Consider the following 15847-nt stretch of genomic DNA (forward strand, 5'->3'; position numbering starts at 1 on the left):
AACTAGAGAAATCGAACTTGTAAATTTAGTTTTATATAAAACTCTCCATCTTTCTCAAAAATAGTTCCAAATCCATTTCTTGAACTACTCGGGGTTTCAAGCTTTGTATTGTTTAATAAATACTCCTGAAATTCATTACGATTATAGATATGATAACAAACAAGTTCGCCATCCTCTTTTACAATAATGTATCCGCCATTTGCATCATATTTTCCACTCCACTTTGTTCCTGGAGTCATTCCAAGTGCTGCATCTGTAAGATATGATTTTAGTTTGTATTCATAAAATGGATGCTGGGATGAAAGATCATAGTTACATGGGTTTATAGTGGTTACCGTATTTAAAAGATCTTTTACGGTTATTGCCTCAGCACTATAGTATATTTTCAATATTTCACCCATTATATTTGGAAACAAACTATCTATCATTGTAAGGTTTTGCTTGAAGTTATTATCATCCATATCGTTATAAACTAATTTACATCCAAATTTATAAAGCTCTTTTACTCTTGTTTTTATATCTGCTTTTTGACGTTTATTTACTAAAGCGTTAATTCTTTGTATCTCTGTTTGTATGAGATTTTCTGTATTTTCTATCTTGAAAAGGAAGTTTGTTTTTCCACTTGCATTTATGATCGTAGAGCTATTACCTAGATATGATTTTATACTAAAACCAAGCGTTGGATTAAGCCCTGTATTTATATCGTGAACAGTGAGTGTTATGTCTCTTTTTTCTTTTGACTTTGCTTTTAGTTTTGTTATTTTTATAGACTCTAAAAAATCAATAACTTCTGGAATATCAAAAGCACCATCTTTTGACTTGTTTGATCGAATCTGCTCCAATAAATATAATGATTGTTTTTGAAACTCCTCTATAGGCAGAGCTAAAATCTCTTCTTTGTTTTGGTTGTAAACTTTTATGACACTACCATAGTGAAATTCTAAGTTTTGAGATGGTTCTTCTTTTAAAATGTTGATGATAGGATAATAAATATCTTCTATTTTATTGAGATTTGCATCGGCAGCATAAAGTTTCCCATCTCCCAATAACTTCAAAAAGGTATAAATTTCACTCCATTCACCTTTATTTAATGCCATTACGCACCTATTGTCATTTGTTGGTTCACATGATGATGAAGGTTTATCTCTGGTAAATGATAGTTTAGATTTTCAAAATATCTAATGTCAAGTTGGTTAATTATCTCTTTAGCTATTGCATTAATGACTGGAACACTCACTGAGTTACCAAATTGTTTATACGCTTGTGCATCTGAAACAGGTATAGTAAATGTATCTGGGAAACCTTGCAATCTCGCCCACTCTCTTGGTGTCATTTTTCTTATGTACTCTCGATTTATTTCACCTTTAATATTTGTCTTTGGTGTAAAATCAGTTAATCTTTGATCAACAACAAGGTTTCTCTCTCTGCCCATACCACCTACAACTAAAGTGTTAGCTATATCGTTGTATTTTAAAACTTCATAACCAAAACCGTTACCTTTTTCTTGATGTCTTGCCTTATGAGCTCGTAATGTATTTAGATAAGTGTTGGAGAGATAATACTTACTACTAACTTCTTTTTTTTCTAAAATATCTTGTATATTTTTTTGGAGTATTTTTGTTTGTGGGAAAGAAAAAGAGATTTTCTCTTTAAAACCGACTATATAAATTCTATCTCTTTTTTGTGGTACATTAAAATCTTTAGCATTTAATACCTGTGTGTACACAGTATACCCAAGCTCATTTTTCAGTACATTTATAATTGTATTAAAAGTTTTCCCTTTATCATGGCTCATAAGCCCTTTTACATTTTCAAGCAAAAATGCTTTAGGTTGTTTCTGTTTTATAATACGTGCAACATCAAAAAAAAGTGTCCCTCGTGTATCTTCAAACCCACCTCTTTTTCCAGCAATAGAGAAAGCTTGACAAGGAAAACCAGCGAGTAAAATATCGAAGTTATCAATATTGTTTATTTTTTCTTCGTCCAAAGAGGTAACATCACAGTATGGATTTTCATGGAAATTTGCTTCATAAGTTTTACAAGCATAGGGATCAATTTCAGCAGAAAATACATTTTTAACTCTATTTGTCTGCTCAAAACCTAATCTGATCCCACCTATTCCTGCAAATAAATCTATGGTGTTGTATTTGTGCATTTAATTCCCTAGCTTTTCCATATAGATACAAATTCTATCTAAAAAATCATTTTAAAAAAATAATATGACAAATTGACAATTTTTTATAGAAATTTGCAAAATTACCGTTCATGCACTTGTTGCGAAATCAGATTACCCGCAGGATCAAATTTTCGATCAACAGAGATAAGCATTTTTCCTCTACTTTGTGCATCTTTTCTCAGCTGTGCATCAACTATGTAGTAATATAAAAATTTATCTTTGATTGGGTCTAGCAAATCTTTTAAACCTTTTCCTTCATTGTCAACGACATCTATATCTGCACCCTTTTTAATCAATGAATTTATCATATCAAAATTCTTGTACATCACTTCATAAAAAAGTGCTGTTCTGCCTAACTCATCTTTTTCATTAACATATGCACCTTTATGTATAGAGTTATCAAGCATACCCATGGAGAGTTTGTTCTCTTTTGCTTTTGTTACAAGCTCATAGCTTAGTGTTTGTGCTAATGCAGATTTTTGTTCTTGTGTTAAAGAGCTAAATTGTTTCTCATCGTTTTGGGCTTCAACATACTTAGTATATAAGTAATAAAATCCATATACAAAAAAAATAGCACTAGCTATCCACATTAAGTTCCTTACCATGTTTCCAAATCTAAAAATTTTACCCGCTATACCACCTAAACCTCTTTGAGTAGATGGGAAGCTTCTACATCCATCCCAAATGGGTACATGAAACATCTGGGCAATAGCATTGGCTTGTTTGAAAATAGCTTTTTTATTTCCATGATCGAGTACATTGACACGTTTACCATCATGCATGATAAGGTTAAGTTCATAGCTGTAAAAAGATTGTTTTCTAGAATCTCCATTAAATTCACCCTTTATAAACTCTTGAATAATTTGTATAGCGTGTAACTCTTTTAATGAAGTGTAATGAGATATACTCCCTTTATTTAGTATACTATCGGGGTCTACTTTACCGTGCCACATAGCCTTTAATCGACTATCAAATCTTATTTGTATACTCCCTTTATAAAGAAGAAATATACCAACACCTATAAAAAGCACACCCATACCTAAACCAAGGGCAGGATGATTTACTGTTCCATGCAAACCAAGTGCAGGACCAAATACTATACTAACTATTGCCACTACCCCAGCAAAGATAAAAATTGAGTAAGCGAAAATGGATGAAAGACTGATTTTAAAAGCGATACGTTCATCGCTTATTTTGACTATACGATGACTTTTATTTGATTGTCCACCACCAACTAGAGGTGTCCATTTTGTTTTATTGATAACCTCATCATTAGAGCCTAGATGCTCTTGCATATCATGGTTATTATTATGTGAAGTATTGTCTTGCTCAACGGAGTCTGCATAGATATTAATATTCATATATTTACCTCTGTAAAATTATACAGAAGAATATATAAATATCATTGTATAAATTAACAGCTTTTTGTCCTCGACGGTCCTTCAGACATCGTCTGCGGTTCCTAAGCTGCAAACGTAAAGAAATTTACGTTTGCTAACAGCTTATCACATCCCAAACAAGATTCTTATACGCTTTCATGATTGGTTTTTCCATATCTTTCATCATAGTTACACGAAGTTCTGTGATCATGTCCTTATACACAGGATCAGCTTTGATCGGATCTTTTGCACGTGCTAGGTCTATGATACTGTGTACACTGAGATTAAAAGGTGTATTTGCTTTATCTTTGATCCCATCATACACAGACATAAAAAGATTGTAGTTGTCATAATCCATTTGACACTCATCATCTAAAATTTTCAGTGCCAAAATTGTAGCGTAGTGGATCTCTTGCTCTGTAAAGTTATACGTTTTTGCCCATTCATAAACAGTTGATTGATCATCCATCTTAGTTTGCCTCCTTATCGGTCTTTTTACCTTTTTTCTCAAAACGAAGCTCTACATCTTTTTTGCCATCTATAAAATCTTTTGTGATTGTACACGCTTCAACACCCTCTTTTGCTGGGAGTTCGTATTGTAATGGCAACATGATTTTTTCTATGATTCCACGAAGACCACGAGCACCGACACCTTTATCATCTGCTTCATGTGCTATCTCTTCAAGTGCATCTTCACTAAACTCTAACTCAATTCCATCAAGTTCAAAAAGTGCTTGGTATTGTTTTATGATCGCATTTTTTGGCTCTTTGAGTACACGGATAAGATCATCAATTGAAAGCTGGTTAAGTGAAGCGATCACTGGTATACGCCCTATAAATTCTGGGATAAGTCCGAAGTTTATCAAATCTTTTGCTTCGATCTCTTTTTGTTTCACTTCATCGTCACTTGATTTTAAAAATCCCATCTTTTTAGGTGAGAATTTTTTCTTTTTTTCATCATCGCCGACAAGTCCAACAAAAGCACCACCACAAATGAAAAGTACGTGTGTAGTATCAAATAGAACTGTTTCAGCAGAAGAACTTTTACGACTCCCTTTAAGTGGTACATACACTTCCCCACCCTCTAAGATTTTAAGTAAACCTTGTTGTACACCTTCGCCACTTACATCACGTCCACTTGTTGCACTTTCACTTTGGTTTGCAATTTTGTCGATCTCATCGATGTAGATAATCCCTTTTTGTGCACGTTCGATGTCATAATCTGCCGAAGCAAGTAAACGTGAAAGGATAGACTCAACATCTTCTCCAACATATCCAGCTTCTGTAAGTGCTGTAGCATCAGCAACTGCAAATGGAACATCCATGATTTTTGCTAAAGATTTTGCAAGTAGTGTTTTACCACTACCAGTTGGTCCAACTAGCAAAATGTTACTTTTTTCGATCTCTACATTTTTGAAAGTTGGTTTATCTATACGTTTATAGTGGTTATACAGAGCAACTGAAAGCACTTTTTTTGCTTCATCTTGACCGATTACATAATTGTCAAGGTGCTCTTTAATTTGTGTCGGGATATTTAACCCTTTTTGAAACTGAGCACGCTCTTTTTTTAAGTGTTCTTTAGCAATGATATCTGAACAAGTTCCTATACATTCATTACAAATATGTGCATTTTCTGCACTAAAAATCTTCTCTACTTCTTTTACACTTTTTCCACAAAAGTCACAAACTAAATCACTCATTATAAAGCCTTTAAGAAAGCATCACTACTTTGTTGTAATACTTCGAGATTATGTGTAGAGACAAATTTGTTCTCTTTTTTTGTTAGTTCTTCTTTATCTAAAACTACTAGACCATTGTTAAGCCCAAGTGTTATCTCATGTGCAACCATTCTAAAAGTATCACGTGAAAAATCAACACCTAAAAATAGATATGACTTCTCTTTTTTATACTCTTTTAAAAATGGTGGAAGTGCATACCCACCCATAGCTTCTGTGAGCCAGTCAACAAAGTCTGCATCAGAGATGATAAAGTTCATCTCAGGGATCATACATCCCATAGGTTTAAAAAGGATTGGTAAAGAGTCGTTTAATTCCTCTTTTTCAATTCTTACATATTCTTTTGTTTGTGGGTTAAATTTATAGATGATAAATCTATCATAATCAGCAGTAATTCTTGAAACTCCAGTGATCATAAAATGCTCAACATCTTCATACACTTTACAACCACTATCGTCTACGTTTGTATCGATCATATATTTTGGTTTGATAGCTTTAAAATATTCGTATGCAAATGGTAAATCATACTCTTTAGAAGCGTAAATATGATTTGTCATTTGTATGATAAACTCACGCCCTTTTCTTTGCTCTAAACTCATTGCTGCACGGCTATACTCGTACATCAATCTAGCACTCATAGCACGACCATTGTTAAGTGCCAAAATCATACTGTCACTGTCAAACGGCAGCGTACTTCCATCTTTAGCTTTAGTGTTTTCAAAAACACCCATCCCAATAAATGGAACCAGCTCTCCGCTTTGTAATTTTTCTGTTATATTTTCCATAATCCATCCGATATGTTGGTCTATGTCTTAAACACTTACAGAAACTATTCCTTTGTAGTTCAAATGTGCTAAGGGTTTAAGTGATATGCTACAAAAAGTGCTGGTTGCCCGTATGTTGTTAATGGATCCCCACCAGCTAAAGAGATATAAAGTATATCTTCATCTTCATTGTAATGTGCAGCTGCTATTCTATGGGTATTGCCAATAGTATCAAACTCCCCATAATCGTATGGACGAACATCCCATGCTTCCATCTCACCATTGACAACCGAAATAAGATCATTCACATCATACAGCCAATAAAAGTTATACTGATCATCTGCTTCATATGAACATGGACCGCCACATAAATGACCATTATCCTGCGTGATTTTATATCCAATACTTGAGTAATGCCCCGATGAATGCCCTATAACCATATAAGTTGAAGTCCCAGGGATAATAAGCCCATAACCTGTTGTACTTGTTACAGTCCAAAGATGATTGTTGAATGTTTTATTATAAGAATCTGTTTCATTTGCATCAAAAATTTCAGTATCATAAAGCATGTGCCCTAAAGGGTAATCAAGTGCTTTAATAGTCTCTATTGCAGAGCCTTGAGTTGCAGAAGTTAATTCATCTTCGGGTGTCCATATAAATGCCGATGGTCCTAAAGAGAGTCTTCCATTAATTGATCCTTGACTCATTCCACTAATATGAGTACCGCCTAAACTCTCCTGCCAATAAAGTGGAATCGGTGTTATCCAACCAGCTGCATGAGTAGCACCACCCATTTGAAACGGACCGATAAGTTCAGAGTTGTTCAAGTCGGATGCATCTTTAAAAATCATTGTTGTGTCTCTCTCACTTCCTGCACCATCATACCAATTAAAATAATTTACAATCAGTTGATTATTCAGTAAATACATCCCTGTTACTCTAAAATTTGCATCTATTCCCGTAACATCGCGATCAGTCTGATAAACTGGAACTGATGATTGAATAAGAGTGTTTGATTGTACAAAATCAGCTGGATCTTCACTTAAAGTTAATTCTGGCAATCCAATTTCTGTAAAACCTTGTTCATACTCATGTGTCACTGTAAAGATAGAACCCGCATCTTCATCGATAGTAAAAACACCTGGTGAATATTTGAAATCAGAGTATGTACCACTCCCCACTTTTCCATCTTGAATACGAAAACCACCAGCATACTCTATTTGGCTCATTTGCCAACGAGCTAGACTTCCTTGTGAACTTGGATGAGCTATACATGATAAATATTTAAAACTACCACTCCATTCACTAAGAGTATTATCACTACATGTTCTAGCTTGTGTCTCTTGAACACACTGTTCAAGACTCTGGGCAGTTGGGCTTTGATATCGTGTTCTTTGTAACTCCTCACCTTCACAAGATGAAGATGCAATAGTTTTATCTTCTGAAGAGGAACCACAAGATGAGAAAATAAAAGCAAATACTAAAATAAGTAGATGAAAATACAAGTAAATCCTTTATATGATTTACCTGTTATTTTAATTAAATAAGACTTATAAACATATAATAACTATGTTTATCCGTGACACCCAACACCAGTGTAGCTAGTATAGGCTTTGTTTAGCTCTATTCTTAATCTCTCCAAATCAAATGGTTTTTCTAAATCACTTGGCATATCAAGATAAAAAACAGCACCATCTTTGCTTATGAGAAACAAAGATTTAGTGAGTTTGTTCTCTAGTGAACCACTTACAAGTTTTGTCCCGTACATATTTCCAAACTCATCTTCAGTGTCCAAAACTATCTCAAATTTTTTCATTCTATTTTTTATAACACTTTGTTTTTCAAAACCTGCATCAAAGATCATATAGCAGTGTATATCTACTTGTATATGATGTAAAAGTTCATCAATCTTTAATATCTCATCTGTAAAGTTTTCTTGATCGTGTGGAAAAGAAACTAACAGTGTCATCGACTTATCTGGATGACTTCTTCTGATCTCTTTTGATTCACCTTTTGAGTCTGTTACTTCTATATTTTCAGCCATATATCCGATATCTATAAAATCTTCACACAGCTCTAGAGACTCACCTTTGTATACAACATTAGATTCCATATTTTTTTACCTTGTATCCTATCTGTCTTTGTGTAATTCCAAGGTTTTTTGCAGCTTCTGCTTGATTTCCATTTGTTCGCTCTAACGCGCGGATAAGTGCATCTTTTTCGATATCTTCTAACGTCATATCTTCTGTAGAATAACTCTCATGTGCATTAGAAGTTTGCATCTCTTTTTCAAACAGTTCAGTATTTTTTAGTGCTGGAAGAAGTAAACTCATATCTTCAGCATTTATACCATCTTCATTACCCATTAGAACTATACGCTCAATAGTATTTTCTAATTCACGAACATTACCTGGCCATGGATAAGACATCAACTTAGCCATCGCTTCATCGGTAATGAGTACTCGCTTTTTGTGGTTTTGCATAGAGCGTTCCAAAAAGAAGTTTACAAGTAGTGCTATATCTTTTCCACGTTTTCTAAGTGGTGGTAGATCGATAGGGATTACATTTAAACGGTAGTAAAGATCTTCACGGAATTCGCCATCTTTTACCATCTGCTCTAGATCACGATTTGTTGCAGCTACAAGGCGAACATTTACATGGATCGTTTTACTACCACCAACACGTTCAAACTCACGTTCTTGAAGTACACGTAACAGTTTTACTTGTGCAGAAGCAGAGATATCCCCGATCTCATCTAAAAATAGTGTTCCACCATCTGCAAGTTCAAAACGACCTTTTCTTGTCTCTTTAGCATCGGTAAATGCACCCTTTTCATGCCCGAAAAGTTCACTCTCAAGTAGGGTATCTGTAATTGCCGCACAGTTAAGTTTGATAAACGGCTCATCTGCACGTTTACTTCTTTTATGAATAGCAGCAGCAACAAGCTCTTTACCTGTTCCTGTTTCACCACGAACAAGTACAGTTACATCACTTTGAGCAATTCTCTCCACAACTTTATAAACATTTTGCATTTGTTCACTATCACCAACAATGTCTCCGAAGTTGTGTACTTTTGAGTCCCACTCCATTTTATAATACTGTTTTAACTCTTGTAATCTTTGTTTTTCTTGCTCTATTACAGTATGTGAATTTATATACTGTGCAAATAATGAACTAATAATTGACAATATTCTTACTGTCTCTTCAAAATCTATCTGTGTGTCTTTTGTTATATTTGCGCCAATAACGCCAATAACATCATTTTCTGCTATCATCGGGACAGCAATATAGGAAATAGTATTTGTACTTTTATTGCCCGATTTATTTAAAAATAGTATGTCATTATGAACATTTTCAATAACTACCGGCTCGCCACTTTGCGCAGCTAATCCTGTAGCACCTTCACCTATCTTATACTCTGAATTTACTTTTTGAAACTTGCTAAACCCTAAAGAAGCGTATACCTTTAAGAGTTCATCTTCTATCTCGTAAATTACACAATTATCGAGATGAAGAGAATTCTTTAGTGCTTGTAAACTTTTCTCTAATGATTTTTGAATATCTCTTGAATCTGAAATAAGCGAAGCAATATCATATAAAACTTTTAATTCTTTGTGTGTTAAACACTGTTCACATTGTGTTAGCATATAACCTCATTTTTTAACCAATTATACAGTTAATACATTGAGTTCCTATGCAAAAAGTGACTAAGTTTTAATCAGTCTGCTATTTTTTTACAAACTTCCTCTTTTGGTAAGTTCTTTGGACCAGGTTGTATCCACCAAGTTTCACCATTACTTAGCTCAACTTCACCACCCCATTTTTCATCACTATCAAACTCTAAAGTCTCTATTGTTTCTTCCATATCTTTTTTTGCAATATAGAAAAAAATCTCTCCGTCACTTTCTCTTAACATAACTTTTGCCATTTATTTATCCTTTTATTAAATTTCGTATCCATTTGATGAGCCCTTTGTCCTCATAACGCACATCAAAATACCCTTTTTTAGGCTCACTTACCAAGATCGATTTTTGAAGACTAAAATCATCTTTAAGAAAATCATCTCGGTGGTGAGCACCGCGGCTCTCTTGTCTTAACATTGCTGCAAGGACTACTGCTTCTGCTACTTCTAGTGCATTTCTTAACTCCAAGATAGAGATTAACTCTACATTATTATGTCTAGTTTTGTCAATACAATGCAAAGTAATTGTTTCATTACGAAGATATTTTAAATAATCAAACGCTTTTTGCAAACTCGTTTCACTTCTGTGAATTCCAGCGTATTTAAACATAGATTCACCCATAGAGATTCTCATAGCATTGAAGTTTTTAGAGGTATCTTGATCAAAAATCCAATCAACCATTTTTTGATCTTTGACAACTTGGTTGTAGTCAATTGGTAAATACTCTCTGTTTTGAGAATACGCAAGAGCATTCTCTCCTGCTAATTCTCCAAAAACCACACCCTCTAAAAGTGAGTTTCCACCTAAACGATTTGCTCCGTGAATCCCCTCAGCGGCACATTCTCCACATACAAATAAGCCTTTAAGTGCAGTTTTTGTCATGTTTGATTCTATACCACCCATTGAGTAGTGTGCTACTGGACGAATTTCAAGTGGCTCTTGTGTAACATCAATTCCTGCTTGATTATATGCAGCTTTATATAAGCTTGGTAGTTTTGTTTCAATTACCTCTTTTGGTATGTGGCGTAGATCGATATAAACTTTATGTCCAGCTTCTATCTGTTTAGAGATCGCATAACTTACAACATTTCTACGCTCTAACTCATTGACAAATCGCTCACCCTTTTCATTGATAAGATAACCACCTTCACCACGAGCTGCTTCACTGACTAAATAAGAAGTTTTATGTAATCCTGTTGGATGAAACTGTACAAACTCCATATCTTTTAATGTAAGCCCCGCTCGAAGTGCTATAGCTGACATATCTCCAGAATAATCTTGTGCATTTGTAGTATGCCCTCTGTATATTCCAGCATATCCACCACCAGCAAGTACAACTGACTTTGCAGGATATACAACAACTGATGAATCAGATCGACGCAGTGCTACAACTCCACTTACACGGTTATTTAAACTTGTTAAGTTCATGATGAAATTATTTACTAAAAATGTAACCCCTACACTCTTTGCTTTTTTTATAAGCGCTTGTGTAATAGCCGCACCAGTTTTATCACCAACGTAACAAGTCCGTTGAGTCCGTCCACCACCAAAACTTCTTTGTGCAATATTACCGTTTTCATCTTTGTCAAACTCTACACCGTAATCAACAAGTTTTTGAATCAAGTGCGGAGCATGTTCACACATATAACGGATAGCTTTTCCATTTTCAAGTCCAAAACAACCACGAATCGTATCTACTACATGAAATCGTATCGCCTCTTTATCGTTTGGATCAAGAACAGCGTTTATACCACCACTTGCAATCGCAGAGTTTGATTTAAACAAGTTTCCCTTTGTAATGAGTGCAACTTTATTTGAACTAGTTTTTGCTTCTATTGCAGCCATAAGACCAGCCACACCACCACCAACGACTATAATGTCATAGATCATCTACTATAACCTATAAAGCAAATCATATTTGCTTCTTTTAACTGCTTTTACTTTTGAAATTTCACAATTTTCTCTCACATGTACAGGAACTTTCGAGCCAAATAATGAGCTTATAAGTCCTGGAGTTGATCGAACGAACTGTAGTGCTAATTGAATATCATTTTTCAGTGTCATACTATCATCTAAAATAACACCCGTCTCAGCCGTAAACGATTTTTTAAATAGATTCATCTGCAATAGTGCTGAAGAGCTAATTACACCTATTCCAAGATTGTGTGCAGCATTAATCACACTACATGGCATCCCATCCACTTTTTGCGTCTCATTTGTATATGCTGCAGTTTTCCCCATATTAAAAGGAAGTTGAATATATTTAAATCTATGGTTCATCCCTGCAACTTTGATAGCACACTCAACAAGTTTTTCTAAACTGATAAGCTCATTAGAGTTTTCTGATGTAAAACCGTTCCAAACAGCTACACCATAACTGTGAAATAAACCTTCATCAGCTAACTTTTCAAAACGAGTAAATATTTTTTCAATCTGTTTGTAAAAAGCTTTTTCACCTAAACGCATTAACTGCATCTCAGGGTTATGAAGATAATAAATATCTAAATTATCAACACCTAAATTTTCTATACTTCTTTTACAACTCCACTCTACAAAATCTGGAGTCATACAGTGCTGATCAAGTTCAATATCCTCTTTTGTTGCGAAACCTGTTTTTATTAGATTTTCTTCAATCCAAGTGTAAGGATTTTCTGGAAATGGGTAATCTAGTTGGATAAATCCACCTTTTGAACAGATAATAAGCTCTTCGCGTTTTGCTTCACCTGCTTCAAAAAGTTCTCCTAGGGCTTCACCAATCTCTTTTTCACTTTGTCCATAGCGGTAGTTACTTGCAGTGTCTATAAGATTTATACCTTGTCTAACTGCTTCTTTTACACCCTCGATATAATGAAAAACATAGTTTTCCTCTTTATATGGCTCTTTATTAAATGTACCAAGTCCAAGTTTTGAAAATATCAATCCGTTTGACTTAGTGTAAAAATCTTTATAATGAGAAAATTTCTTTGCAAAATTGTATGTATCTTCTAGTGTCGCATGACTCATTGTTGAGCCTTTGTAGACACTTTTTTTGCATATAATCCAATGCCAGTAACATACAGTAGCATCGTTAATCCTAAAATTACATATTCCATAAAAATAATCCCTAATCTCTTTGCTATTATATCTGCTATATACAAGAACTATTCCTTTGAAATATTTTTAAAAAACTATTTTGCGATCATCACATCCGTTGCTTTTATTATAGCACTTACATTTTTGTCTGTTTGAAGTTCTAAAAGCTCTACAGCATCTTGCGTTATAGTAGACACTATTTTTTCATTGTTTCCTATGTCAACGACAATCTGAGCAGTAACTTCAGCATGTTTAATCTTTTTTATGTTTCCTTGAAACTTATTTCGTGCACTAATTCCTAAAGATATATCTGTCATAATCAGTACACTGCTTGATTTAAAAAATACAATTACATCATCACCCATCTCAAGTTTTAGATCAGCTACAGCTTCATTTGTAATGATACTTACTAATGTATATCCACTTTGCAATCTAACATAAACCGAAGTATCTATCGTCCCCTCATCTAAAAAATGTACAACACCTTGGAGCTGATTTCTAGCACTTATTTTCATCAAAAATTCCTTATATCATATTTTACATAACGTTATGTTAAAAAAAAGCCAGAGAGGAAAACCTCTCTAGCGGGAGAATAAATGAATAAATATACTTATCTTACACAGTCAAAGAAATAGTCAGTTTTTGCTATATCTTTTGTTTCTTCATCAAGTTGATCAAGAACAGAATTTGTAATCCAAGTTAATAAGTTTAATGCACCTTTATATCCACTCATAGAGTATCTATGTAGGTGGTGTCTATCAAAGATAGGGAACCCAATTCTAATTAAAGGAGTACCAGTATCACGGTAAAGCTCTTTACCATATACGTTACCAATCATGAAATCAACTGGCTCAGTGAATAGTAATGAACGTAAGTGCCATAAGTCTTTACCAGGCCAAATTTGACATTCTTCAGCCCATTGAGATTTAGCAATGATAGCTTTCATATCATCTTCCCAACCTTTTCTTGGCGCATTGTGGCAAAGAACGTGAGTTGGAATACCACCCATCTCAACGATGAAAGATACAAGACCTAATAAGAAGTCAGGATCTCCATAGATTGCGAATTTTTTACCGTGCATATACGGATAAGAATCTTGCATAGCATCAACAAGTTGACCACGTTGTGCTTTTAATTCTTCTGGTACTTCTTTACCAGTAAGTTCAGCAAGTTTCATAACGAATGCATCAGTTCCAGCTAAACCGATTGGATTACAAGTTTCATAACCTTGTTTCCATTTATTTTTAATAGTCTTAGCAGTTTGCACTGTAGAATATTTTTGTAAAGAGATTGTCGCTTCTGCATTGATAGCAGTTTTAACGATATCTAATGGAGTACCACCAGCATATAGTGAATATGAACCAGCACCTGTATTCCATTGAGCTTCGTGATCACCGATCATATGGATTTTATCACTGAACATACCAGCGATCTCTTTAACCTCTGCTAAAGAACCTAAGTACGGTTCAAAACCAGGGATGATGTTGATACGACCCTCTTCAACAACTTTTTCGCTTCTTTCTGGGTTAAGTTGCTCTAAAGTCGATTTCATCATGTTGTCATAACCAGTAATGTGGCTACCAACGAATGATGGAGTGTGAGCATAAGTAATTGGTAAATCATCTAATTCACCCTCAGCTTCTTCTCTAGCACCAGTAATGAAAGCATTTAAGTCATCACCGATAACTTCAGCCATACAAGTAGTAGAAACTGAGATATGCTCTGGTTTATACATAGCGTTACAGTTACGTAAACCATCTTTCATATTTGAAAGACCACCAAATACCGCTGCAGATTCACTCATAGAGTCAGATACACATGGTGTTGGCTCTTTGAAGTGACGAGTAAAGTATGAACGGAAATACGCAACACAACCGTGTGAACCATGAACATATGGCATAGTATTTTCAATACCTAAACCAACCATGATAGCACCAAGTGGTTGACAAGCTTTTGCAGGGTTAACTGTAATAGCTTCACGAGCAAGGTTTTTCTCACGATAATCCCAAGTTTTTGTCCACTCAGCAATCTCTTCAACTTTCTCAGGAGCTACTGCACCAGCAGCACCTTCGAATTGTTTTTTGTTTGCGAGTACTTCTTGGTACTCAGGTTTTTGAAATAATTTTTGACCATTAACAATGTTTTCTACGTCTTGCATCTTAAGCTCCTACCTCTTCTGTTTCCCATGGTGCTTTAGTATGATTCCAAACTGGAGAGTTCATAGCTAAATCCATATCTTTTGCAAATACTGCGAATGCGTCATATCCATGGTAAGGACCAGAATAATCCCAAGAGTGCATTTGTCTAAATGGAAGACCCATTTTTTGGAATACATATTTCTCTTTTACACCAGCAGCTACTAAATCTGGTTTTCATTTTTTAACGAATTTTTCAAGCTCATACTCGTTAACATCATCATAGATAAGAGTTGAACGAGCGATATCTTCTTTAGTACGTTTATAGTCATCACCGTGAGCGAACTCATAACCAGTACCAACTACTTCCATACCCAAGTCTTCGTATGCACCGATAGTGTGACGAGGACGTAGGCCGCCGATGTAAAGCATAACTTTCTTGCCTTCTAGGCGAGGACGGTATTTCTCAATAACCGCTTTCGCTTCAGCGTTATACTTTTCGATAACTTTCTCAGCTTTAGCTTTGATAGTGTCATCGAAGAACTCAGCAATTTTACGGATAGATTCTTCAATCTTAGAAGGACCGAAGAAGTTATACTCCATCCAAGGAATACCGTACTTCTCTTCCATGTGGCGAGAGATGTAGTTCATAGAACGGTAGCAGTGAAGCAGGTTCAATTTAACCTTAGGAGTCAGTTCCATCTCGGCGATAGTACCGTCACCAGACCATTGAGCAACAACGCGCAGACCCATCTCTTCCAACAGAGTACGAGAAGCCCAAGCGTCACCACCGATGTTATAGTCACCGATGATAGATACATCGTAAGGAGTCGTTTCGAAGCTAGTATCTTCGTCACGAGCACCCAGAACGTGGTCACGTACTGCATCATTAGCGATGTGGT

The 15847-nt window shown here is 35.0% G+C and carries 16 protein-coding genes; all 16 read right to left on the reverse strand.

Going from position 1 to position 15847, the window contains the following annotated elements; genetic code table 11:
* Positions 1 to 2: 2 nt before the first annotated feature.
* The gene (locus tag ACQY56_RS10605; RefSeq protein WP_428738233.1) at positions 3 to 1097 is read right to left on the reverse strand and encodes an HpaII family restriction endonuclease; all 1095 of its coding nucleotides are present in this window, start codon (positions 1095 to 1097) and stop codon (positions 3 to 5) included.
* A complete protein-coding gene (locus ACQY56_RS10610; RefSeq protein WP_428738232.1) occupies positions 1097 to 2155 on the reverse strand; it encodes a DNA cytosine methyltransferase in 1059 nt (352 codons plus the stop codon). The genes ACQY56_RS10605 and ACQY56_RS10610 overlap by 1 nt, the downstream gene beginning before the upstream one ends.
* 101 nt (positions 2156 to 2256) lie before the next feature.
* A complete protein-coding gene (locus ACQY56_RS10615; RefSeq protein ID WP_428738231.1) occupies positions 2257 to 3537 on the reverse strand; it encodes a hypothetical protein in 1281 nt (426 codons plus the stop codon).
* A gap of 133 nt (positions 3538 to 3670) precedes the next feature.
* Positions 3671 to 4024: a hypothetical protein gene (locus ACQY56_RS10620; protein ID WP_428738230.1), complete on the reverse strand. Its 354-nt coding sequence runs from the start codon at positions 4022 to 4024 to the stop codon at positions 3671 to 3673.
* 1 nt (position 4025) lies between these two features.
* Positions 4026 to 5255 (reverse strand): ATP-dependent Clp protease ATP-binding subunit ClpX, encoded by a 1230-nt coding sequence (gene clpX, locus ACQY56_RS10625; RefSeq protein ID WP_428738229.1) that lies wholly within the window; start codon positions 5253 to 5255, stop codon positions 4026 to 4028.
* Entirely contained in the window at positions 5255 to 6076 is an 822-nt protein-coding gene (locus ACQY56_RS10630) for an SIR2 family protein (RefSeq protein ID WP_428738228.1), read from the reverse strand. The genes clpX and ACQY56_RS10630 overlap by 1 nt, the downstream gene beginning before the upstream one ends.
* Positions 6077 to 6144: 68 nt before the next feature.
* A complete protein-coding gene (locus tag ACQY56_RS10635; protein WP_428738227.1) occupies positions 6145 to 7560 on the reverse strand; it encodes a hypothetical protein in 1416 nt (471 codons plus the stop codon).
* Positions 7561 to 7628: 68 nt separating this feature from the next.
* The gene (locus tag ACQY56_RS10640) at positions 7629 to 8168 is read right to left on the reverse strand and encodes a redoxin family protein (RefSeq protein WP_428738226.1); all 540 of its coding nucleotides are present in this window, start codon (positions 8166 to 8168) and stop codon (positions 7629 to 7631) included.
* Complete coding sequence (gene nifA, locus ACQY56_RS10645) at positions 8158 to 9702, reverse strand: nif-specific transcriptional activator NifA (protein WP_428738225.1); 1545 nt, start codon at positions 9700 to 9702, stop codon at positions 8158 to 8160. The genes ACQY56_RS10640 and nifA overlap by 11 nt, the downstream gene beginning before the upstream one ends.
* Positions 9703 to 9773: 71 nt before the next feature.
* Complete coding sequence (nifT, locus tag ACQY56_RS10650) at positions 9774 to 9983, reverse strand: putative nitrogen fixation protein NifT (protein WP_428738224.1); 210 nt, start codon at positions 9981 to 9983, stop codon at positions 9774 to 9776.
* Positions 9984 to 9987: 4 nt separating this feature from the next.
* Positions 9988 to 11628, reverse strand: a complete 1641-nt coding sequence (locus tag ACQY56_RS10655; protein WP_428738223.1) for an L-aspartate oxidase — start codon at positions 11626 to 11628, stop codon at positions 9988 to 9990.
* Positions 11629 to 11631: 3 nt separating this feature from the next.
* Positions 11632 to 12741, reverse strand: coding sequence for an aldo/keto reductase (locus ACQY56_RS10660; protein WP_428738222.1), 1110 nt, complete (start codon positions 12739 to 12741; stop codon positions 11632 to 11634).
* Positions 12742 to 12905: 164 nt separating this feature from the next.
* A complete protein-coding gene (locus ACQY56_RS10665; RefSeq protein WP_428738220.1) occupies positions 12906 to 13325 on the reverse strand; it encodes a TOBE domain-containing protein in 420 nt (139 codons plus the stop codon).
* Positions 13326 to 13420: 95 nt separating this feature from the next.
* Entirely contained in the window at positions 13421 to 14968 is a 1548-nt protein-coding gene (gene nifK, locus ACQY56_RS10670) for a nitrogenase molybdenum-iron protein subunit beta (RefSeq protein ID WP_428738219.1), read from the reverse strand.
* Position 14969: 1 nt separating this feature from the next.
* A complete protein-coding gene (locus ACQY56_RS10675) occupies positions 14970 to 15131 on the reverse strand; it encodes a hypothetical protein (RefSeq protein WP_428743760.1) in 162 nt (53 codons plus the stop codon).
* A gap of 51 nt (positions 15132 to 15182) precedes the next feature.
* Positions 15183 to 15842 carry a nitrogenase component 1 gene (locus ACQY56_RS10680; RefSeq protein ID WP_428743761.1) on the reverse strand — a complete coding sequence of 220 codons (660 nt, stop codon included), beginning with the start codon at positions 15840 to 15842 and terminating at the stop codon, positions 15183 to 15185.
* Between the last annotated feature and the right edge of the window lie 5 nt (positions 15843 to 15847).

Source organism: Sulfurimonas sp. (genome assembly GCF_050296975.1).
In the GTDB taxonomy this organism is placed as follows: Bacteria; Campylobacterota; Campylobacteria; order Campylobacterales; family Sulfurimonadaceae; genus Sulfurimonas.